Source organism: Enterobacter sp. MEB024, assembly GCF_030209635.1.
Lineage (GTDB): Bacteria > Pseudomonadota > Gammaproteobacteria > Enterobacterales > Enterobacteriaceae > Enterobacter > Enterobacter ludwigii.
In genome coordinates, this window is the sequence record NZ_JARVRQ010000005.1 from 178,425 (window position 1) to 199,089 (window position 20,665).

Here is a 20,665-nt window from a genome sequence, read left to right on the forward strand (position 1 = left end):
GTTTAATCCTGCTCTGTCAGCGCCGCGACTTCCGTCGGGATAGATTGCGGGTTGAGAATTTTTACCTGTTTATGCCGCCCAAGTTCACCTTTCTCGATGATCACCTGGCTTTTGGCGACACGAAACTGTTTTGCCAGATATTTGGTCAGATGCGCATTCGCCTGGCCATCAACCGGTGGGGCAGTGATGGCGACTTTTAGCTCGTCGCCATGCAGTCCAACAATACTGTCACGGCTGGCTTTAGGCTGAATATACAGCCGTAAAACCAGCCCGTCAGCGCAAGTGCTCACTGCACTCATAGCGCCATCCATAGCCCCGGCAGCAGCATATCGCCCGTGGACTGTAACAGCTCAGCGATCCCCATATTCACGACGTACAGCAGCAGAACCAGGATCATCGGAGAGAAATCGATGCCGCCCATAGACGGAAGCAGGTTACGGATTGGACGCAGCAGCGGCTCAGCCAGCTGAATTAACGCGTACTCCACCGGACTACGGCCCTGGCTTACCCAGCTCATGATCGCCATGACCAGCAGCACCCAGAAGATCAGCAGACCGACGGTTTTTATCAGAATCAGTACGGCGGCAATCCAGATTATCGGCTGGAAGGTGATAACCATAAACAGCACAATCGCTTTGATAACGCTCAGAATAAACGCGACCAGCAGAGAAGCACTGTCAATGGGGCCCATCGCCGGAATGACGCGACGCAGCGGTCCTACGATAGGTTGCGTGATTTTCACGACAAACTGCGAGAACGGATTGTAAAAATCACAGCGGGCCCACTGCATCCAGACGCGCAGTAACAGCGCCATCGTATACAGCTCAATGACCGTTGAAAGCAGGAAAGTCAACGTCTTCATGGCGTTCCTCAGGTTTCCTTATTATTGGGTGTAATCGCGCGCACCGAAAATTGCCGTGCCGATGCGTACCATAGTGCTGCCTGCCGCGATGGCGGCTTCCATATCATCCGACATGCCCAGAGAAAGCGTGTCTACCGTTTCATAGCGCGCTTTAAGCGCCTCAAATGCTACAGCCATTTGCTGTGCCACGGCAAACTGCCTTTCATAACTTGACTCCGGTGCCGGGATGGCCATTAACCCGCGCAGGGTTAAGCGCGGCAGTGCCACGACGTCTGCTGCCAGCGCATCCAGTTCTTCCAGCGCAATACCGGACTTGCTGTTTTCGTCACTGATGTTGACCTGAATCAGCACATTCAGCGGCGGTAACGCTTCAGGGCGCTGGTCGTTCAGACGCGAAGCAATACGCAAACGGTCAATGGTATGGCACCAGTCGAAATGTTCAGCGACCAGACGGCTTTTGTTCGACTGCAAGGGGCCAATAAAGTGCCATTGCAGATCCGTCTTCCCCTGTTCCTGGAAGAAGCGAATTTTATCCACGCCCTCCTGCACGTAGTTTTCACCAAACGCATGCTGACCCGCCTCAATCGCATCTGCGATGGCGCTCGCAGGCTTGGTTTTACTCACTGCAAGTAACGTAATTTCTTCTGAAGCACGGCCGCAACGTGTTGCTGCAGCTGAGATTTTGTCCCGGACCTGTGCCAGGTTGTGCGCAATGTCGTTCATTTTCCGAGGAGTATTGTATGGATGTGGAAGAAATTGTGGCCCTTAGTGTAAAGCATAATGTCTCCGATCTACACCTGTGCAGTGATTCGCCACCGCGCTGGCGCAGATCAGGTCGTCTTGAACCCGCGCCGTTTCCGCCGCCCGAAGTCGATACGTTATTAAAAGCGTGGCTCAACGATGAACAGCAGGGAACGTGGTGGGCAAACGGGCAGGTGGATTTTGCCGTCACCCTGGCGGGCAACCAGCGCCTGCGCGGAAGCGCGTTTAAACAGACAAGCGGCGTCTCAATGACGCTGCGGCTGTTGCCCGGGGTCTGCCCGCAACTCCCCGCGTTGGGGGTGCCACGGGTTGTTCCTGAGCTGTTATCCAGTGACAACGGGTTGATCCTGGTCACCGGGGCAACCGGCAGCGGTAAGTCCACTACGCTGGCAGCGATGGTGGATTTTCTTAATCACCATACTGACGGGCATATTCTGACGCTCGAAGACCCGGTGGAGTTTCTGTACCAGAGCGAACGGTGCCTGATCCAGCAGCGCGAGATTGGCCAACACAGCCCGTCATTTGCCGACGCGCTGCGCGGGGCGTTACGCCAGGATCCTGATGTCATACTGCTGGGTGAGCTGCGCGACAGTGAAACAATCCGCCTCGCGCTGACGGCGGCAGAAACCGGACATCTGGTGCTCGCGACACTGCATACCCGCGGGGCAGCGCAGGCGATTGAGCGGCTGGTCGATACGTTTCCGGCGCAGGAGAAAGATCCGGTGCGCAATCAGCTGGCCGGCAGCCTGCGGGCGGTGCTGGCACAAAAGCTCCTCCCCGATGCGCAGGGCGGGCGCGTGGCGCTTTATGAGCTGCTGGTGAATACTCCGGCGGCGGCGAATCTCATTCGCGAAGGAAAAACGTGGCAATTGCCCGGTATTATTCAAACCGGCCAGCAGGCGGGGATGCAGAACTTTGACCAGAGCCTGGCTGAAAGACGGGCGCAGGGGCAACTCCAGGCCCCGGCGCTCAATAACCCTGTTCGAAATAGCTTTCGAGAATGATGACAGCAGACGCGGAGTCAACACTGCCTTTGTTGAGAGCCCTGAAGCCGCCGTGTTCAAAAAGACCTGCACGTGCTTCAACGGTGCTCAGACGCTCGTCGTGGAGCTTCACGGAGACGCCAAAGCGGCCATGGATTTTATTGGCGAACTTACGCGCTCGGGCGGTAAGCGGTTGTTCAGTGCCATCCATGTTCAGCGGTAACCCAACGATGACGTCATCCGGCTGCCACTCTTTTAGCAGGCGCTCGATGAGGTTCCAGTCCGGGGTGCCGTCACTGGCCTTCAGGGCCGTGAGCGGGCGTGCGGTACCCGTGATTCGCTGACCCACGGCGACGCCTATGCTTTTGGTGCCAAAATCGAAGGCCAGAAGTGTTCCGCTCATCAGGCATGCCCCGCTACGCCAGGCATAGTCAGGATATCAATGCCGATCAGTTTCGCGGCGTCACGCCAGCGATCGGCAATAGGGGTTTTAAACAGAATGTTCATGTCCGCAGGCGCGGTCAGCCAGGCGTTATCGAGGATCTCTTGCTCAAGCTGTCCTTTCTCCCAGGAGGAGTAGCCCAGGGCCACCAGCACTTCCGACGGCTGCTCAGCGGTACCCAGCGTTTCGAGCACGTCGCGAGAGGTCGTAATGACGGTGTTGTCAGAGATGCGAATACTGGAAGAGAAGACCGGCGGCGTATGCAGGATAAAACCGCGATCCTCTGCGAGTGGCCCGCCCAGCATCACCGGTTTATCAAGCCTGATTTCCGGCAGACGCTCTTCAGCCGAAATTTTCAGCTTGTCCAGAATCCCTTCAACCTGCAGGTTTTCCAGCGGTTTGTTGATGATAATGCCCATCGCGCCGTCTTCATTGTATTCACAAATATAAACCACGGCGCGGCGAAAAATCGGATCCTGGAGAGCAGGCATGGCAATAAGAAAGTGATGCTGTAAATTCATTGTCAGAGGTACTGTTTCCTGGTTTAAAAAGCGACAGCCCCAGTATGCGGACAAACCGGGGTGCTGTCACTAATAGTATTGAAAGGTTATTTCTGTAAACGTTTCTCGATGGCGTCCATCAGCATTCCGGTGATCGAAATCGGGAATTCCGCTTCGATTTCACGAATACAGGTTGGGCTGGTCACGTTCACTTCGGTCAGACGATCGCCGATGATATCCAGGCCGACAAAAATCAGGCCCTTGGCTTTCAGTGTCGGGCCAACGCGGCGGGCAATTTCCCAGTCGCTTTCACTTAACGGGCGCGGCTCACCGCGGCCACCGGCCGCCAGGTTACCGCGGGTTTCGCCGCCCTGCGGGATACGCGCGAGGCAATACGGTACCGGTTCACCATCCACCACCAGAACGCGTTTATCGCCATCTTTAATGGCCGGGAGGTAGTTTTGTGCCATGCAGTAACGCGTGCCCAGCTCGGTCAGCGTTTCGGCAATCACCCCAATATTCGGGTCGCTCTCCTTCACGCGGAAAATAGATGCGCCACCCATGCCGTCCAGCGGTTTCATGATGATGTCGCCGTGTTTCTGCCAGAACGCTTTCAGCTGTGCCTTGTTGCGGGTCACCAGCGTTTCAGGCGTCAGGTCAGAGAACCATGCAGTGTAGAGCTTCTCGTTACAGTCGCGCAGGCTCTGCGGTTTGTTGACGATCAGCGTTCCTTTCTCTTCCGCGCGCTCAAGGATATAGGTGCAGTAGATGTATTCGGTGTCGAACGGAGGATCTTTACGCATCAGAATGACATTGAGGTCGGCAAGGGCAATATCCTGCTCGGTGCCGAATTCATACCATTTGTCGTAATTCTGCTCGACGTTAACGATGCGGGTACGTGCGCGGGCTTCACCGTTGATCAGGTAAAGATCGTTCATCTCCATGTAGTGGAGTTCATAGCCGCGACGCTGCGCTTCCAGCAGCATCGCGAAGCTGGAATCTTTCTTGATGTTAATGTTTGCGATGGGATCCATCACGATGCCGAGCTTGATCATTTTCATCTCCGTTAAAAGCCTGAGGGCTCAGGCTTAGCGTTAACCCAGATCGCCAAAACGCACCTGTAGCGCGGTAATGGCTGTGAGTGCCGTTGTCTCAGTACGCAGAACGCGAGGTCCCAACAGAATATCAGTAAACTGGTAACGCGCCGTCATGGCAATTTCGTCAGCGGACAAGCCGCCTTCCGGACCAATCAGCAGGCGAACACGTTCAACGGGTAGCGGCAGCGTATTAATGCTGGCGCTGGCGCGTGGATGGAGATTGAGCTTCAGCCCACTTTCCTCTTCAGCACACCAGTCCTCCAGATCCATCGCCGGGCGGATCTCCGGAATACGGTTGCGGCCACTCTGTTCACAGGCAGCAATGGCAATTTTCTGCCACTGCTGGATCTTTTTATTCAGACGTTCCGCATCCAGTTTAACGCCACAGCGCTCAGAAAAAAGTGGCGTAATGAGGCTTACACCCAGTTCAATGGATTTCTGGATGGTGAACTCCATCTTTTCTCCGCGCGACATCACCTGTCCCAGGTGTATGTGCAGCGGAGATTCACGGTCATCCACTTCGCCGCGCAATATCGTTACATGCACGCTTTTTTTATCAGCACGCGTAATTTCCGCGTCGAAAACCTGATTAGAACCATCAAACAGCTGAATAGCTTGTCCTGCTCCCATGCGCAGTACGCGACCAACATGGTTGGCGGCATCGTCAGAGAGGGCAATTTCGCGGCCGACGGTAATCAGCTCAGGGTGGTAGATGCGAGGAATGCGCATAGTCAGAAATTCCATATGTCATGCGGTGTAAGCGAATTGCCGCTAGTGTAGGTTAGCTCTTTTGCGCCTGGCAAGCCCGCTGGACGTAAGGGTTGTGATTACCCTGAACTTTCGCGATGCGCGCGTCACGCTGGCATTCCCATTCCGTCACCGGATATTGCTTGTCCCATGCGTTGAACAGCTGCGTCTGCTGGCGGGAAAGGTTGAGGTCGTAACGGTCACGCATATAGAAATAGGTGCGGGCGATACTGCCGCGCGCGCGGGCCGGGGGCTCAGCGACTTTCTCTTTAAAATCAACTTTCATGCCGCACTGGCCGTACTGACCCTCTCCGCCGTTCCACTGGCTGTACATAAAGTTGCCGCGATCGCCATTCACCTCGCCAACCGCGGGTTGCAGGTTGTGCATATCGCTTTCCATCTGGCGATAGACCGGATCTTTGGCGCAATTTTTACGACCGCCATCCTGCCAGCACTGACGCTGGTGGCCAAACTGCCATGCCGGCACCACATGTTCCCACTCGATGCGGCTGGCGCGGTTTTCATTCTTACGCACTTTATAGCCGCAGGATTCGAGATCAACGATCCCTTTTTTACCCTGCCAGTTAATCTTACAACCGCAATAAAAATCACCGGGAACATCCGCGTTGACCTTTACGCCTGCCGCTTTTGCCTGGGAGAAACTGTTAATACCGTCGGCCAGAGCCTGGCCGGAGAGTGCTGTCGCCAGAAAAGCGACCGCGAGAGAAAAATTACGGGACATCTTACACTCCGTGTCAAAACGAGCCCGCAACGTAACGAATGTTGTTCCTGTATGCAATCAGTCAGATCAGGAAAGTTTCTGAAAGTTCAGTTGGTTATTCCGCGACCAGCGGTTCACCACATTTGACGCAACGGTAGGTGGCCTCGCCGCGCACCACGCGATTATGACGGCGAACGGTAAGTTGATGCTGCTGACACTGGCAGCGGTAGGGGAAGGTATTGCGGCGTACCGACTCAAGTTCAAACTGATGGGTTCTGCGTGCCGGAACGCCCAGCACGGCTTCCATCATCCACTTCCACTCTTTGCCGTGGGGTGCCACGCGGCCAAAGTGTTTCCATACCAGCAGGTGCGCCAGCTCGTGCGGCACCACTTCCTCAATAAACGCCTGCTGATTTTCCAGCATCAGCACCGGGTTCAGACGGATCTCATAGGATTCGAGCCACGCCGTGCCCGCCGCCGTGCCACGCTGTTGGTAGACGAGTTTCGGCTCAGGGTAATTCCGGCCGAGTTTCAGGTTGGCCTGGGCGAGTTTTTCCCGCAGGCTGCGCATAACGGCTTGCTGAAGGGCGATGGGGAGACGGGGTGCTTTCATAGGGGCAGAGCATAAAGCGCGAAGCGGGGAGGTGCAAGAGGCACCTCCCGCCAGAGAATTAGTCGTGTGCGCCAATCTCGCGCAGTGGACGACCTTTCATCAGGTTACGTTCAATATGTTCCAGTGACACGTGTTTGGTTTCAGGAACCAGCCACAGCGTCAGAACAATAAAGAAGATGTTCAGGCCGGAGTAGACCCAGAAGGTGTTCGCGTTGCCCAGCGTATTGAGCATGGTCAGGAACGTCGCACCGACAATCATGTTGGCAATCCAGTTGGTCGCGGTGGAGCAGGTGATACCGAAATCACGCCCTTTCAGCGGCTGGATTTCAGAGCACAGCACCCAAATCAGCGGACCGGCGCTCATCGCAAACCCGACGATAAACATCAGCAACATCCCCACAGCGAAATACTGGGCGGTTGGAGAGTGAATCCCCACGTGCATCATCGTGCCGAGAACCCCCATACCGGCGGCCATCACCAGGAAGCCCAGCGTCAGGGTTGGCTTACGGCCCCAGCGGTCCACCAGACCGATAGCGATAAAGGTCGCCAGAACGTTGGTCAGCCCAACGATGACGGTCCCCCACATCTGCTCGGTGGTATTGGAATACCCCGCCAGTTCAAAGATTTTTGGTGCGTAGTACATGATGACGTTCATCCCGGTGAACTGCTGCATCACCTGCAGGAGCACGCCCAGGAATACCGCACGACGGAAGTTGCTGTTCTCTTTAAACAGCGCCCAGCCTGACTGTTTTACCTTCAGGCTCTCGCGGATCTCTTCCAGTTCGTTTTTGGCTTCCGCGCTGGTATCGCGCAGTCGCAGCAGCACGCGCTCGGCATCGACGAAACGACGCTTCGCTGCAAACCAGCGTGGGCTGTCCGGCAGGAAGAAAACGCCAATCAGCAGCAGAATGGCAGGGATAATGATCACGCCAAGCATCCAGCGCCATGCGCCGCTGTAGCTGAACGCGGTATCGGAAAGGTAAGCCCCGAGGATGCCTATGGTGATCATCAGCTGGTACATCGAAATCATGCTGCCACGGATTTTCTCGGGTGCGATTTCAGAGAGATAGAGTGGGGCGGTATACGACGCCACACCCACGGCCAAACCAAGCAGCACGCGAGAAAGCAGCAATACCTCAACGTTTGGAGCCGCTGCTGAGAAGAGCGAACCTGCAACAAACAGGATTGCACCGATCATCAGGCTCTTTTTGCGGCCCAGCCTGAAAGAGAGCCAGCCGCTGCCCACGGCACCCACGGCCGCACCAAACATCATGGAACTTACTACCCACTCCTGGGTGTGAGCGCTTATCTGGAACTCTTCAGTGATAAAGGGTAACGCACCGGCAATCACGCCAATGTCCAGACCAAAAAGTAATCCTGCCAGGGCGGCGAGGAAGCAGACGAAAAATGTCATCGCCTTATTGGACGTACGCCCCTGTTTTTTATTGTCAGGCATTATGCCCTCCAGTTGGGTTATCAGTTTTATCGATGTTAAGGGTAAGTGAGCAACCCGTATAAATATGTGAGATAAATCACATTGGTGTAATCGGTTACACTGATGTGCAACCGTAAATAAAATTAAAGCTTTGAAAATATAGAGGTAAATTAGTTGATGCGCATCGCGTTTGAATGAATTTCAGACTTAACTGAAAGGAAATGTAACAGCATAAGACATGCGATCATGCAAAGAGATTATTCTGAAAGCGAGGTATATCGGGTGGGGTGTAATCGGTTTCACGCAAAGCGCAATGTCAGGCTATCTGGCTGACAAAAGCAAAAGACCAGCACGAGGCTGGCCTTTTTTAACATTCGCTGTCAGTTGATTATTTCAGACCGGCAGCTTCACGCAGCAGAGCGGCTTTGTCGGTTTTTTCCCATGGGAAATGTTCACGACCAAAGTGACCGTATGCAGCGGTTTCTTTGTAGATTGGGTGCAGCAGATCCAGCATCTGAATCAGACCGTATGGGCGCAGGTCGAAGAACTCGCGCACCAGCAGTGTCAGTTGCTCGGATGGCACTTTCTCGGTACCAAAGGTTTCAACCATGATGGAGGTCGGTTCAGCCACGCCGATAGCGTAGGAAACCTGAATCTCACAGCGGTCAGCCAGGCCAGCAGCAACGATGTTTTTCGCAACATAACGCGCAGCGTACGCAGCAGAACGGTCAACTTTAGACGGGTCTTTACCGGAGAAGGCACCGCCACCGTGACGTGCCATGCCGCCGTAGGTATCAACGATGATTTTACGGCCGGTCAGACCGCAGTCACCCATTGGGCCGCCGATAACAAAGCGTCCGGTTGGGTTGATGAAGTATTTGGTTGCGGAGCTCAGCCATTCAGTTGGCAGAACCGGCTTGATGATCTCTTCCATCACTGCTTCCTGCAGGGATTTCTGGTCGATCTCTTCGGAATGCTGAGTAGACAGAACGACCGCGTCAATACCGACGATTTTGCCGTCGTCGTACTGGAAGGTCACCTGGCTTTTCGCATCAGGACGCAGCCATGGTAGGGTGCCATTCTTGCGCACTTCAGCCTGACGCTGCACCAGACGGTGTGCGTAGGTCACTGGCGCTGGCATCAGCACGTCAGTTTCGTTGGTTGCATAACCAAACATCAGGCCCTGGTCGCCCGCGCCCTGTTCCAGCGGATCGGCACGGTCAACGCCCTGGTTGATGTCCGGAGACTGTTTGCCAATTGCGCTCAGTACCGCGCAAGAGTTGGCATCAAAGCCCATATCAGAATGGACATAACCGATCTCACGAACCGTGTTACGGGTGATCTCTTCGATATCCACCCATGCGCTGGTGGTGATCTCACCGCCAACCAGAACCATGCCGGTTTTAACGTAGGTTTCACACGCGACGCGCGCTTTTGGATCCTGCGTCAGGATCGCATCAAGCACCGCATCGGAGATTTGGTCAGCAATTTTATCTGGATGTCCTTCTGATACGGACTCGGACGTAAACAGGTGTTTTGCCATGTTTTATTTCACCTAAAAGGAATTTGTTTAGCTCAAGCTGCTGTGTGGAATAGCCAAAGGAGATAATTCTACCAAGGCCTGCAGGTTAATGACACTGGCAGTCTGAGTGTTAATCAGTATGGATGGATTAACATCTGGATGGCTATTTTAGGTCAGTTCTTCGCCCGATTTCCAGTTTTTTTTGACTAACCTCTCACTGAGTTGAATTCGCTGCTGGAAATTTTTCCTGACGGCGCTGGCAACCCGCGCATTTATCTTTTGCAATTTACCCCTGTTCTCGGTATAAAACGCGGCGCGCGGCTCATACCAATAAGCGCTCGATGAACTCATCGTGTCGCCACTTCCAGCCGGGTTAAGCAGTGAACTTTTAGCTTTGGCTTGTGGTCCGTTTCAGCAGGAGCGGCCGTGGAGGTGATACGAGATAATGAACCAGTGTTTTCCGCTAATTCAGCGCAGCCGTTCTGGCGCGTATTTGATTCCCGCAACCCGCATTTCTAATCTGCAAACCTGCCGATGTTATACCCATCTCGGGGCTTCTCAGGATTCCAGGGCCGGTCACGCTTTGTGAAAACTGAACAAGGGCGCTCTTGTTAAGACAAGAGTTTTCTCGTGGTTTCGCCGAACGTTGTCATAATTAAGTTCGGACACGTGTTTACAATGATATGAATATGAAACCGGTCGCACGGTCTGGTTTTCAGCATAGTCTGCTGGGAAATGGATCCGTTTATGGGTTGTTATCGCCGTATAACGCTGCGATAGCAGTCAACTGTTTTACACTTAATACAAAGAGTTGAGGTTCGCTATGTCTGACGACATGTCTTCGCTTTCGCCTTCGTCAGCGGGCGAACAGGGTGTACTACGTTCCATGCAGGAGGTTGCGATGAGCTCCCAGGAAGCCAGCAAGATGCTGCGCACTTACAATATTGCCTGGTGGGGCAATAACTACTACGACGTCAACGAACTGGGCCATATCAGCGTTTGCCCGGATCCTGACGTTCCTGAAGCGCGCGTGGATCTCGCCAAACTGGTGAAAGCACGCGAGGCGCAGGGCCAGCGTTTGCCTGCACTGTTCTGCTTCCCGCAGATCCTGCAACATCGTCTGCGTTCCATTAACGCCGCGTTTAAACGCGCGCGTGAATCTTACGGCTATAAAGGCGATTACTTCCTGGTTTACCCTATCAAGGTGAACCAGCACCGCCGCGTGATTGAGTCATTGATCCACTCCGGTGAACCGCTGGGCCTGGAAGCGGGTTCCAAAGCGGAGCTGATGGCCGTGCTGGCACATGCTGGCATGACCCGTTCGGTGATCGTCTGCAACGGTTATAAAGACCGTGAATACATTCGTCTGGCGCTGATTGGCGAAAAGATGGGCCACAAGGTCTATCTGGTTATCGAGAAGATGACAGAGATCGCTATCGTGCTGGAAGAGGCGGAGCGTCTGAACGTTATCCCGCGTCTGGGCGTGCGTGCGCGTCTGGCGTCGCAGGGCTCCGGTAAATGGCAGTCCTCAGGCGGCGAAAAATCCAAATTTGGTCTCGCGGCGACCCAGGTTCTGCAGCTGGTTGAGATTCTGCGTGAGCGTGGTCGTCTGGACAGCATTCAGCTGTTGCACTTCCACCTTGGCTCGCAGATGGCCAACATTCGCGACATCGCCACCGGCGTACGCGAATCAGCTCGTTTTTACGTTGAGCTGCACAAGCTTGGCGTAAACATTCAGTGCTTCGACGTGGGCGGTGGTCTGGGCGTGGATTATGAAGGTACCCGCTCGCAGTCCGACTGCTCCGTGAACTACGGCCTGAACGAATATGCCAATAACATCATCTGGGCGATTGGCGATGCCTGTGAAGAGCACGGCCTGCCGCATCCAACGGTGATCACCGAGTCTGGTCGCGCGGTTACCGCACACCACACCGTGCTGGTATCGAACATTATCGGCGTTGAACGCAGTGAAATTTCCGAGGTAACCCCACCGGCTGAGGACGCGCCTCGTGCACTGCAAAGCATGTGGGAGACCTGGCAGGAGATGCACGAGCCGGGTACCCGCCGTTCGCTGCGCGAGTGGCTGCACGACAGCCAGATGGATCTGCATGATATTCATGTGGGGTATTCATCGGGCACGTTCAGCCTGCAGGAACGCGCATGGGCAGAGCAGCTTTATCTGAACATGTGCCACGACGTACAGCAGCAGCTGGACCCGAGCAACCGTGCTCACCGTCCGATTATTGACGAACTGCAGGAGCGCATGGCGGACAAAATGTACGTCAACTTCTCGCTGTTCCAGTCGATGCCGGATGCCTGGGGTATCGATCAGCTGTTCCCGGTTCTGCCGCTGGAAGGGCTGAACCACGCCCCGGAACGTCGTGCGGTGCTGCTGGACATCACCTGCGACTCCGACGGCGCTATCGATCATTACGTCGACGGCGACGGTATCGCGACCACGATGCCTATGCCAGAGTACGATCCGGAGAACCCGCCGATGCTGGGCTTCTTCATGGTTGGTGCCTATCAGGAGATCCTCGGCAACATGCATAACCTGTTCGGTGATACCGAAGCGGTTGACGTGTTTGTCTTCCCTGACGGCAGCGTGGAAGTTGAGCTGTCCGACGAGGGGGACACCGTGGCGGATATGCTCGAATACGTTCAGCTGGATCCGAAAAAGCTGCTGACCCAGTTCCGTGACCAGGTGAAAAATACCGGTCTGGACGATGCGCTGCAGCAGCAGTTCCTGGAAGAGTTTGAAGCGGGTCTTTACGGATACACCTATCTGGAAGACGAGTAAGTAAACCTGCCTCTCTCTGTTGGAGAGGGGCGGCGTGAGGGCAAGGGGCAGTACCCTCGCCTATACTCACTTGAACCCGTATGAATTAGCGGCGATAATTCGCCCCAATAAGCGATTTACAAATCAATCCCTTCCTCGTCGGGTTTAACGACGCGGAGGGGATTTTTTTTCATCTGTTTTTAATGTATCGACTTTAAAGAGGTCAGGACATGAGCACTTTAGGCCATCAGTACGATAACTCTCTGGTATCTAACGCGTTTGGTTTTTTACGTCTCCCGATGAACTTCCAGCCGTACGACAGTGACGCTGACTGGGTGATCACCGGCGTGCCGTTTGATATGGCCACGTCAGGCCGTGCTGGTGGCCGTCATGGTCCGGCAGCTATTCGTCAGGTTTCCACTAACCTGGCCTGGGAGCACAACCGCTTCCCGTGGAACTTCGACATGCGCGAGCGCCTGAACGTGGTTGACTGCGGTGACCTGGTGTACGCCTTTGGCGACGCGCGCGAGATGAGTGAAAAACTGCAGGCCCATGCCGAAAAACTGCTGGCTGCCGGTAAACGCATGCTCTCCTTCGGGGGTGACCACTTCGTCACGCTGCCGCTGCTGCGTGCTCACGCGAAGCACTTCGGTAAGATGGCGCTGGTGCATTTTGATGCCCATACCGACACCTATGCGAACGGCTGTGAATTCGACCATGGCACCATGTTCTTCACCGCGCCAAACGAAGGTCTGATCGATCCAAACCACTCTGTGCAGATTGGTATTCGTACCGAGTTTGATAAAGATAATGGCTTCACCGTGCTGGATGCCGGCCAGGTGAACGATCGCGGCGTTGATGACATCATCGCTCAGGTAAAACAGATTGTCGGCGATATGCCGGTTTACCTGACCTTCGATATCGACTGCCTGGATCCGGCGTTTGCCCCGGGCACCGGCACACCGGTGATCGGCGGCCTGACCTCTGACCGCGCCATCAAACTGGTGCGCGGCCTGAAGGATCTGAACATCGTGGGTATGGACGTGGTGGAAGTGGCTCCGGCTTACGACCAGTCAGAGATCACTGCTCTGGCAGCGGCCACCCTCGCGCTGGAAATGCTCTACATCCAGGCCGCGAAAAAAGGCGAATAAGCCTTACGCCCGGATTGCTGCTGCGCGACGCATGCGCAGCAGCAACATGCCTCCTGCCAGCAGGGTGATAACCTGCGAGACGACCAGCACCGAAAAACCGGAGCTGACTGAACCCACCGATTTCATCACCATCCCCATCAGCAGCGGAATAAACGCCGCGCAAATATTCCCAATCCCGTTGATGATCCCGTAGGCACTGCCAACGGCTTCCCGCACCGCATGATGCTGGATAACCGCCGGAATGGCCGCCCCCTGAAGTCCCCAGAAAATATTGGCCGAGAGCATAAACAGCGCCAGCCAGCCGGGCTGGTGGCTCAGCATCAGCATGACGACGGAACTCGCCGTTAAGATCCCGCCCACCACAAACAGCAGCGGTGCCTGGTCCGGGCGCATTTTGTCGAGCAGCACACCGCCCAGAAACTTTGAGCCAAGACTCAGCAGGAAGGGGATAGCCGCGAGAAAGCCGGTCGCGTGCAGGGAGAAGTGGTGTTCATCGCGCAGCCAGGCCGGAAGCCAGGCGCTGCTGCCCCAGAGATAACTCAGCGTGGCGATTTCAACCAGCAGGATCCAGCCCAGAAGCGGCGTCTGCCAGGCAAGCGTAAAGGTCTGCACAAACCCGGACGTTCGGCGCTTTTCCGAATGTTGAGGGGCCGGCAGGAAACGCCAGATTAACCCCCCACCCAGCGCTAGATTGATCGCCGCGAGGGCATAAAATGAGCCCGCCCAGCCAAGGTGTGCCATCAGCCAGGTGATCAGCGGAAAGCCTACCGCCAGCCCCAGTGAAACGCCCAGCGCGGTAACGGCGTTGGGCTTACCAATTTCCCCGGCGCTAAAGTTATCGCTGATAAAGCGTGTTTTCAGTGAAAAGAGTGGGCCTTCGGCAATACCCAAAATCAGTCGGGCGATGAGCATGCCCATCAGCGACCCCAGCAGTGGCGAGATGGCGCAGACCACGGCCCATATCGCAATGCTGGTTAACAATCCCTGTCGGTAATGTAATTTGCTTTCGATAACTGGGGTCAATAGTAAAGCGGAAAAACCATAACCCAGCAAAAAGCAGGTCATGAGCATTCCTTGTAACATTCTGTTTTCATTTAGCTGAAAATGTTCGGCAAATTCAGGGTTTAAAATCATCACCGAGATATTTACGCGGTCAACGTAGGAAATAATAATGAGCACCAGAAGTGCCAACGTGCCTTGCCATCTTGCCGTCATTTAATCCGCCTTAATCGTGCTGTCTGTTTATATTTTTTATGAACGTTATTGTCACGTAACTAAAATGATTCACCTGTGAAACTCATTGTTTTAATGAAATAAATTAAATTAAAGTTTCACAGGTGAAACACCAGAGGTATGCGCACATATAATTTTTAAGGAATAAAAATAAAAGAAGTCAATCTCTATTTTAAAAAATAAAAGATCATCAAAAAAATGTATTCATTCACGCCTGAATAATGAAAATTTCATATCGCTGCATTTTTTCGTGATCGCTTGCACACTTAGCTAATTAAACCTCGACTGATTAACAAATTCGTCACATTCGCGCTTGACGAAACATTCTTCGCTTTTATATTGACCGTATTAAATAAGAAACAGAGTTTCATATATGAAACAAAAGCCTGGAGGATCGTGATGAGCTGGATAGGCGTATGTGACGCAGAACAAGTACAGGAAGATTTCCCTTTTAGCGGTAACGTCGAGGGCAAAGAGATCGGCGTTTATTTGATTGATGGCGAATATTACGCGCTGGAAGACGTATGCCCGCACGCTTACGCGCTGCTGAGTCAGGGTTTCGTCGAGGACGGTAAAGTGGAATGTCCGCTGCATGAGGCGGTTTTCGATGTCAAAACCGGCCAGTGCCTGCACGGCCCAGGCGGACGTAACCTCAATCGTTACCCGGTTCGGGTATTTGAAAACCAGATCCAGATTACCTTCGTCGAGGAGACAGTGGCATGAGCGAAAGTCTGAACTTCAACCCGGCGCTGCCGGAAAGCCGTCAGTTTACCCCTCCGGCTGAGGGCGGTAACGGCGCCATCCATAAGCCCGGTGATTACCAGAACCTGATCTGGCAGACCCGCAGCCGCGTACCGGAAAAATGGGAAATCACGCTTATCTCTACGCTGGAAGACCTTTTCGAACAGGGCGCTGAAACCGTGCCGGAACTGGTCAACGGGCTGAACGCGGTACGTATGCACGATCAGCAGGGCGAGCCATGGAGCGATGCCAGCTTCCAGGCTTTCTTACAGGTTAACGGCTACTGAGGGCAATGCGATGACGACTACCGTACAAAACTATCTTGATAAAGGTCTACGCGGCCTCTGGTACCCGGTGCTGGCCAGCTGGGAAGTTCAGTCTGCGCCCGTGGGGATCACCCGTCTGGGCGAACAGATTGTGGTCTGGCGCAACAAAGATGGCCGGGTGCAGGCGCTGGAAGATCGCTGTCCGCACCGTGGCGCGCGTCTGTCGATGGGCTGGAATCTGGGCGATCGTATCGCCTGCTGGTATCACGGCGTGGAAGTGGCGGGCAACGGCGAAGTGAAGGATGTGCCTGCGGTGGACAAATGTCCGCTGGTCGGCCAGCAGTGTGTGCGCAGCTACAACGTGCAGGAAGTGCACGGGGCCATCTTCCTTTGGTTTGGCGTTACCGCCGATCAGCAACCCGACGAACTGAGCTTCCCGGACGAACTGGCTGACACCGACGCCTACAGCAATTTTCTCTGCACCGCCGCGTGGAAATGCAATTACCAGTACGCACTGGAAAACGTGATGGACCCGATGCACGGCACCTATCTGCACTCTTCGTCGCACTCCATGGCGGAAGGGGATCGCAAAGCGGATATGGTTCTGCAGCCAACGAAAACCGGGTTTATCTTCGAGAAAAAAGGCCAGAGCGGCGTAAACTTCGACTGGGTTGAGCTGGGCAACAGCGGCACCTACTGGATGCGTTTGTCCATTCCTTATAAGAAGCGTTTCGGGCCGGGCGGTCACTTCTTCATTGTTGGCATGGTGGTGCCGGAAGATAACGATAACTGCCGCGTCTTCTTCTGGCGTATCCGCCGCGTACAGGGCTGGCAGCGCGATATGTGGCGTTTCATGTACCGTAACCGTCTGGAAAAACTGCACTGGGAAGTCCTTGAGCAGGACCGCGTGGTGCTGGAGAGCATGGCGCCAGATGCACGGGAACACGAATACCTTTACCAGCATGATGTGGGCCTCTCGCGCCTGCGCCGCATGATGCAAAAAGCGGCGAAAGAGCAGCTGGCGGCGCGTGAAGCTCAGCAGGGAGCCGCCTGATGAATGGGCTGCTGAACGGGAAACGCATCGTGGTGACCGGTGCCGCGCGTGGGCTGGGCTTTCATTTCGCGAAAGCCTGCGCAGAGCAGGGCGCGGCGGTGGTGATGTGCGACATCCTTCAGGGCGAACTGGCTGAAAGCGCGCATGGCTTAAGTGAGAAGGGCTATGCGATTGAATCACACGTTATCGATCTGGCCGATCCGCTCTCCATTTCGCGGGTGTTCAGCACCATTGGCGAACAGGGACCGATCGACGGTCTGGTCAATAACGCGGCGATGGCGACCGGGGTCGGCGGCAAGGACATGCTTGATTACGATCCGGATCTGTGGGACCGGGTGATGAGCGTTAACGTTAAAGGCACCTGGCTGGTTACCCGGGATGCGGTACCGCTGCTGCGCGAAGGGGCAGCCATTGTCAATGTGGCTTCCGATACCGCGCTGTGGGGCGCGCCGCGTCTGATGGCCTACGTGGCCAGCAAGGGCGCCGTGATTGCCATGACCCGTTCAATGGCACGTGAGCTGGGTGAAAAACGCATTCGTATTAACGCCATCGCCCCGGGCTTAACCCGCGTCGAAGCGACGGAATATGTCCCTGCAGAGCGGCATCAGCTTTACGAAAACGGCCGGGCGCTCACCGGGGCGCAGCAGCCGGAAGACGTCACCGGCAGCGTGGTCTGGCTGTTAAGCGATCTGTCGCGGTTTATCACCGGACAGCTGATTCCGGTCAACGGCGGTTTTGTCTTTAACTGAGGTAAAGCAAATATGGCAAGCGATCACGAAGTGAAGTACCTGGTGCCCGGGCTGGAGCGAGGCTTACAGCTGCTGCTGGCCTTTGGCGAGCAGCACCGTGAACTGACCTTTGCCGAGCTGCACAGGCTGGTCGATATGCCGAAAGCCACCGCCTACCGCGTGGTACAAACGCTGGAATACATGGGTTTTCTGGAGCGCAACACGCGAACCAATACCTTCTCGCTTGGCATGAACGTCCTGCGTCTGGGCTTTGAATACATCGCCTCACTGGATGTGGCGCAGGTCGGTCAGCCGGTCATCGAGCAGCTGCGTGACGTCAGCCAGTGCAGCAGTCATCTGGCGATCCGCGACGGGCGCGACATCATCTATATCGCCCGCGTCAGCGCCGCCGGTTCTCGCATCAATCAGGTGAGCATTGGTACCCGTTTGCCGGTGCACTGCACGTCGCTGGGGCGCATGCTGCTGACCGATATTTCGCGAGCCGATTTCGAACAGCTGTTCCCGCACGAGCGTCTGCCGGGCAACACGCCGGGCCAGATCCACGACCGTGAAGCGTTGTGGCAGATGGTGCAGCAGGACAAAGCACGCGGCTATGTGATCGGCGAATCCTTCTTCCGTCATGGCATCTCCTCCATCGTTTATCCGGTGTATGACCGCAGCGGAAGGGTGGCGGCCGTGGTGAGCATTCTGGTGCCTTCGGAGGAGATCCCGCAGACCGATCGCGAGCGCCTGCAAAACGATGTCCGCATGGCGGCGGATAAAATATCTGGCTTCTTAGGGTATTTGTCACAGGCCAGTTAAATCAGCAGGTTAACGCCAGGCGCTTCATTGCGTCGGGCATGTTTTACGCCCAATCTGGGCCAGACGAGGCAACGAACGATGTGTATAACCGGAATTGAAAAGCTGGAATTTGGCGTCGAGAACCTGACGCACTGCGCCAAATTTATGCGTGATTTTGGCCTGACGGGCGATGCCAGCGGCCAGTGTTTTACTACCCTGAGCGGCGCGCGCGTGGAGCTTAATCCTGTCGACAGCCCTGACCTGCCGCCAGCGTTTGAAGCAGGAAATACGTTGCGCCGGATGACCTGGGCAGTCGCCACCCGGGACGATCTGGAGGCGCTGCGCCCGAAGCTTGCGAAGCAACCCGGTTTTCGTGAGGTGGGAGACGCGCTGGAGTGCCGTGATCCGAACGGCATGACCTTACGCGTACAGGTCAGCCATCAGGTGCCGGTGGAGCTGAACGTCGAGCCGATTAACCAGTGGGGCGATGCCCGCCGTATCGACACGCCAAGCCCGGTCTACGATCGCGCCCAGCCTATTAACGTGGGCCACGTGGTGTTCTTCGTGGAGGAGCTGGCGGCGGTGGAGACGTTCTACCGTGAGGTGCTTGGGTTCCAGGTGTCTGACCGCTACATCAACCGTGCGGTGTTCCTGCGCTGTGGCGTGCGCGGCGGGCATCACAACTTGTTCCTTCTTCAGCTGCCTAACCGTAAGCGGGGTCTGAACCACGTTGCCTTTACCGTACGCGACATTCACGAGGTGATCGGCGGTGGGATAGCGATGAACAAAAACGCCTGGAGCACCTTTATTGGCCCGGGGCGTCATCCGGTCTCCTCGGCCTATTTCTGGTACGTCAACAGCCCAACTGGCGGGGCGTTTGAATACTACACCAACGATGATTACCTCACCGAAAACTGGCAGCCGCGCGAGCTGGAACATTCGCTGGTGTCATTCACCGAGTGGGCGGTTGAGGGTGGGATTGACCACGACACGCGCCGTCAACAGAAAAAGCCGGAGGCGGTATGACCTCGCGCATTGTCATTATTGGCGGTGGTCAGGCAGGTGGCTGGGCGGCGAAAACCCTGCGTGACGAAGGCTTCGACGGCGAGATTTGCGTCGTGGCGGAAGAGGCGTGGGATTTCTACGAACGCCCGCCGCTGTCCAAGGCTGCGTTACTGGAGCCGGACGCGCCGCTACCGCGTCTCTTTCCTGAAGCGGCGCAACAGGCATTGAACCTGACATGGTGCCGGCCGGTGCGCGCGGAATCTCTCGATCGTCACGCGCAAACGGTGCGCTTAAGCAACGGTGAATGCCTTAGTTACAACATTCTTTTAATCGCTACCGGTGGTCGGGCGCGTCTGCCGGGCGACGCGTGGGCGGCCCACCCGCAGGTCTATACCCTGCGCCACTGGCAGGACGCACAGCGGCTGAAGGCGCGCCTGGCAGAGAGTCAAAACCTGGCGATTATCGGCGGAGGCTGGATTGGCCTGGAGATTGCGGCCTCCGCGCGTAAATGTGGCGTCGCCGTGACGCTGTTTGAGCAGCAGCCCGCGCTGTGCATGCGTTCGGTGAGCGCCGAGGTATCGCAGCAGCTGGAAACACTTCACCGCGAACAGGGCGTGGATATCCGCACCGGCTGCGGAGCGCTGGAGCTGGAAGATAACAATGGTCTGCCGGTCATTCACTGTGACGGCAAGCGTGAAACCTTTGATGCCGTGGTCGTCGGGATCGGTGTTGATCTCAATCTGGAGCTTGCACGTGATGCGGGTCTGCAGACTGAGCGCGGGATCGTGGTGGACGCTCAGGGGCGAACGTCGGATCCGTTTATTTTTGCTGCCGGTGATGTGGCCCAGCACCATCACTATGGGCTGTGCATTCAGTCGTGGGCCTTTGCCCAGAATCAGGCGGTTGCCACGGCAAAGGCGATGCTCAATCCCGATGCCCCCGGCTATGACGACGCGCCGTGGCTGTGGTCGGATCAATACCAGCACAACATTCAGATCCTCGGTATTCCGCAGGCCGGCTGCACAACCCTTGCCCGGGATAATGCGCTGTTTTTCTCACTGGATGAAAACGGACGGCTGACCCAGCTGGTGGCGTTCAACGATGCGCGTACCGTCAAGCTGGCGAAGCGCTGGATGGCTGCCGGAAGGGATCTGTCCGATGTGCCGCTGGCTGACCCGACTTTTTCACTGATGTCATTGCGATAGCTAACCCGCACCCGTAGG

25 protein-coding genes are annotated in these 20,665 nt (G+C 55.6%); 12 read left to right on the forward strand and 13 right to left on the reverse strand.

Features of this window, described 5'->3' with window-relative positions; genetic code table 11:
* Positions 1-2 precede the first annotated feature (2 nt).
* The 3 genes from yggU to QRN24_RS10450 are packed head-to-tail and all read right to left on the reverse strand — an operon-like array spanning position 3 to position 1,585.
* Complete coding sequence (gene yggU / locus QRN24_RS10440) at positions 3-299, reverse strand: DUF167 family protein YggU (RefSeq protein WP_014885193.1); 297 nt, start codon at positions 297-299, stop codon at positions 3-5.
* Positions 296-862: a YggT family protein gene (locus QRN24_RS10445; protein WP_014171570.1), complete on the reverse strand. Its 567-nt coding sequence runs from the start codon at positions 860-862 to the stop codon at positions 296-298. Before QRN24_RS10445 ends, yggU begins: the two co-directional genes overlap by 4 nt.
* 21 nt (positions 863-883) lie before the next feature.
* A complete protein-coding gene (locus tag QRN24_RS10450; protein ID WP_284942691.1) occupies positions 884-1,585 on the reverse strand; it encodes a YggS family pyridoxal phosphate-dependent enzyme in 702 nt (233 codons plus the stop codon).
* Between the two features lie 17 nt (positions 1,586-1,602).
* On the opposite strand from QRN24_RS10450, the gene QRN24_RS10455 reads away from it, so the two are divergent.
* Entirely contained in the window at positions 1,603-2,628 is a 1,026-nt protein-coding gene (locus QRN24_RS10455; protein ID WP_138014148.1) for a type IV pilus twitching motility protein PilT, read from the forward strand.
* Here QRN24_RS10455 and ruvX read toward each other — a convergent pair.
* The 9 genes from ruvX to QRN24_RS10500 form a co-directional block, all read right to left on the reverse strand.
* Positions 2,594-3,010 (reverse strand): Holliday junction resolvase RuvX, encoded by a 417-nt coding sequence (gene ruvX, locus QRN24_RS10460; RefSeq protein WP_014171567.1) that lies wholly within the window; start codon positions 3,008-3,010, stop codon positions 2,594-2,596. The two genes, QRN24_RS10455 and ruvX, sit on opposite strands and share 35 nt — an antisense overlap.
* Positions 3,010-3,570: a YqgE/AlgH family protein gene (locus QRN24_RS10465; protein ID WP_020883695.1), complete on the reverse strand. Its 561-nt coding sequence runs from the start codon at positions 3,568-3,570 to the stop codon at positions 3,010-3,012. Before QRN24_RS10465 ends, ruvX begins: the two co-directional genes overlap by 1 nt.
* 86 nt (positions 3,571-3,656) lie before the next feature.
* The gene (gene gshB / locus QRN24_RS10470) at positions 3,657-4,604 is read right to left on the reverse strand and encodes a glutathione synthase (protein ID WP_020883696.1); all 948 of its coding nucleotides are present in this window, start codon (positions 4,602-4,604) and stop codon (positions 3,657-3,659) included.
* A gap of 39 nt (positions 4,605-4,643) precedes the next feature.
* Complete coding sequence (gene rsmE / locus QRN24_RS10475; protein ID WP_020883697.1) at positions 4,644-5,375, reverse strand: 16S rRNA (uracil(1498)-N(3))-methyltransferase; 732 nt, start codon at positions 5,373-5,375, stop codon at positions 4,644-4,646.
* Positions 5,376-5,427: 52 nt separating this feature from the next.
* Positions 5,428-6,135 carry a deoxyribonuclease I gene (gene endA, locus QRN24_RS10480; protein ID WP_020883698.1) on the reverse strand — a complete coding sequence of 236 codons (708 nt, stop codon included), beginning with the start codon at positions 6,133-6,135 and terminating at the stop codon, positions 5,428-5,430.
* A gap of 94 nt (positions 6,136-6,229) precedes the next feature.
* A complete protein-coding gene (locus QRN24_RS10485; protein ID WP_032670169.1) occupies positions 6,230-6,727 on the reverse strand; it encodes a SprT family zinc-dependent metalloprotease in 498 nt (165 codons plus the stop codon).
* Between the two features lie 58 nt (positions 6,728-6,785).
* Positions 6,786-8,183 (reverse strand): galactose/proton symporter, encoded by a 1,398-nt coding sequence (galP, locus tag QRN24_RS10490; protein ID WP_257806067.1) that lies wholly within the window; start codon positions 8,181-8,183, stop codon positions 6,786-6,788.
* Positions 8,184-8,550: 367 nt separating this feature from the next.
* Entirely contained in the window at positions 8,551-9,705 is a 1,155-nt protein-coding gene (metK, locus tag QRN24_RS10495; RefSeq protein ID WP_014171559.1) for a methionine adenosyltransferase, read from the reverse strand.
* 147 nt (positions 9,706-9,852) lie between these two features.
* Complete coding sequence (locus QRN24_RS10500; protein ID WP_025203262.1) at positions 9,853-10,035, reverse strand: hypothetical protein; 183 nt, start codon at positions 10,033-10,035, stop codon at positions 9,853-9,855.
* Positions 10,036-10,129: 94 nt separating this feature from the next.
* Here QRN24_RS10500 and yqgG point away from each other — a divergent pair, with 94 nt between their 5' ends.
* The 4 genes from yqgG (at position 10,130) to speB (ending at position 13,614) form a co-directional block, all read left to right on the forward strand.
* Entirely contained in the window at positions 10,130-10,273 is a 144-nt protein-coding gene (gene yqgG / locus QRN24_RS22835; protein ID WP_419763464.1) for a small protein YqgG, read from the forward strand.
* Between the two features lie 100 nt (positions 10,274-10,373).
* The gene (yqgB, locus tag QRN24_RS10505; protein WP_284942692.1) at positions 10,374-10,499 is read left to right on the forward strand and encodes an acid stress response protein YqgB; all 126 of its coding nucleotides are present in this window, start codon (positions 10,374-10,376) and stop codon (positions 10,497-10,499) included.
* 8 nt (positions 10,500-10,507) lie between these two features.
* The gene (gene speA, locus QRN24_RS10510) at positions 10,508-12,484 is read left to right on the forward strand and encodes a biosynthetic arginine decarboxylase (RefSeq protein ID WP_020883700.1); all 1,977 of its coding nucleotides are present in this window, start codon (positions 10,508-10,510) and stop codon (positions 12,482-12,484) included.
* A 209-nt stretch (positions 12,485-12,693) separates the two neighbouring features.
* Positions 12,694-13,614: an agmatinase gene (gene speB / locus QRN24_RS10515; RefSeq protein WP_014071686.1), complete on the forward strand. Its 921-nt coding sequence runs from the start codon at positions 12,694-12,696 to the stop codon at positions 13,612-13,614.
* A 3-nt stretch (positions 13,615-13,617) separates the two neighbouring features.
* Here speB and QRN24_RS10520 read toward each other — a convergent pair whose 3' ends face one another.
* The gene (locus QRN24_RS10520; RefSeq protein WP_284942693.1) at positions 13,618-14,829 is read right to left on the reverse strand and encodes an MFS transporter; all 1,212 of its coding nucleotides are present in this window, start codon (positions 14,827-14,829) and stop codon (positions 13,618-13,620) included.
* Positions 14,830-15,246: 417 nt separating this feature from the next.
* Between QRN24_RS10520 and QRN24_RS10525 the strand changes: the two genes are divergently transcribed.
* The 7 genes from QRN24_RS10525 to QRN24_RS10555 all read left to right on the forward strand — a co-directional run bounded on the left by QRN24_RS10525 (position 15,247) and on the right by QRN24_RS10555 (position 20,647).
* On the forward strand, positions 15,247-15,570 hold the full coding sequence (locus QRN24_RS10525) for a Rieske (2Fe-2S) protein (RefSeq protein WP_013098654.1): 324 nt from the start codon (positions 15,247-15,249) through the stop codon (positions 15,568-15,570).
* Positions 15,567-15,875, forward strand: coding sequence for a recombinase-like helix-turn-helix domain-containing protein (locus tag QRN24_RS10530; protein WP_284942694.1), 309 nt, complete (start codon positions 15,567-15,569; stop codon positions 15,873-15,875). Before QRN24_RS10525 ends, QRN24_RS10530 begins: the two co-directional genes overlap by 4 nt.
* Positions 15,876-15,885: 10 nt before the next feature.
* Entirely contained in the window at positions 15,886-16,908 is a 1,023-nt protein-coding gene (locus QRN24_RS10535) for a Rieske 2Fe-2S domain-containing protein (protein WP_138014147.1), read from the forward strand.
* Positions 16,908-17,657, forward strand: coding sequence for an SDR family oxidoreductase (locus tag QRN24_RS10540; protein ID WP_063156838.1), 750 nt, complete (start codon positions 16,908-16,910; stop codon positions 17,655-17,657). The genes QRN24_RS10535 and QRN24_RS10540 overlap by 1 nt, the downstream gene beginning before the upstream one ends.
* Positions 17,658-17,669: 12 nt before the next feature.
* Positions 17,670-18,458 carry an IclR family transcriptional regulator gene (locus QRN24_RS10545; RefSeq protein ID WP_020883705.1) on the forward strand — a complete coding sequence of 263 codons (789 nt, stop codon included), beginning with the start codon at positions 17,670-17,672 and terminating at the stop codon, positions 18,456-18,458.
* A 78-nt stretch (positions 18,459-18,536) separates the two neighbouring features.
* Positions 18,537-19,463, forward strand: a complete 927-nt coding sequence (locus QRN24_RS10550) for a VOC family protein (protein WP_284942695.1) — start codon at positions 18,537-18,539, stop codon at positions 19,461-19,463.
* On the forward strand, positions 19,460-20,647 hold the full coding sequence (locus QRN24_RS10555; protein WP_284942696.1) for an NAD(P)/FAD-dependent oxidoreductase: 1,188 nt from the start codon (positions 19,460-19,462) through the stop codon (positions 20,645-20,647). The genes QRN24_RS10550 and QRN24_RS10555 overlap by 4 nt, the downstream gene beginning before the upstream one ends.
* Positions 20,648-20,665: the final 18 nt, after the last annotated feature.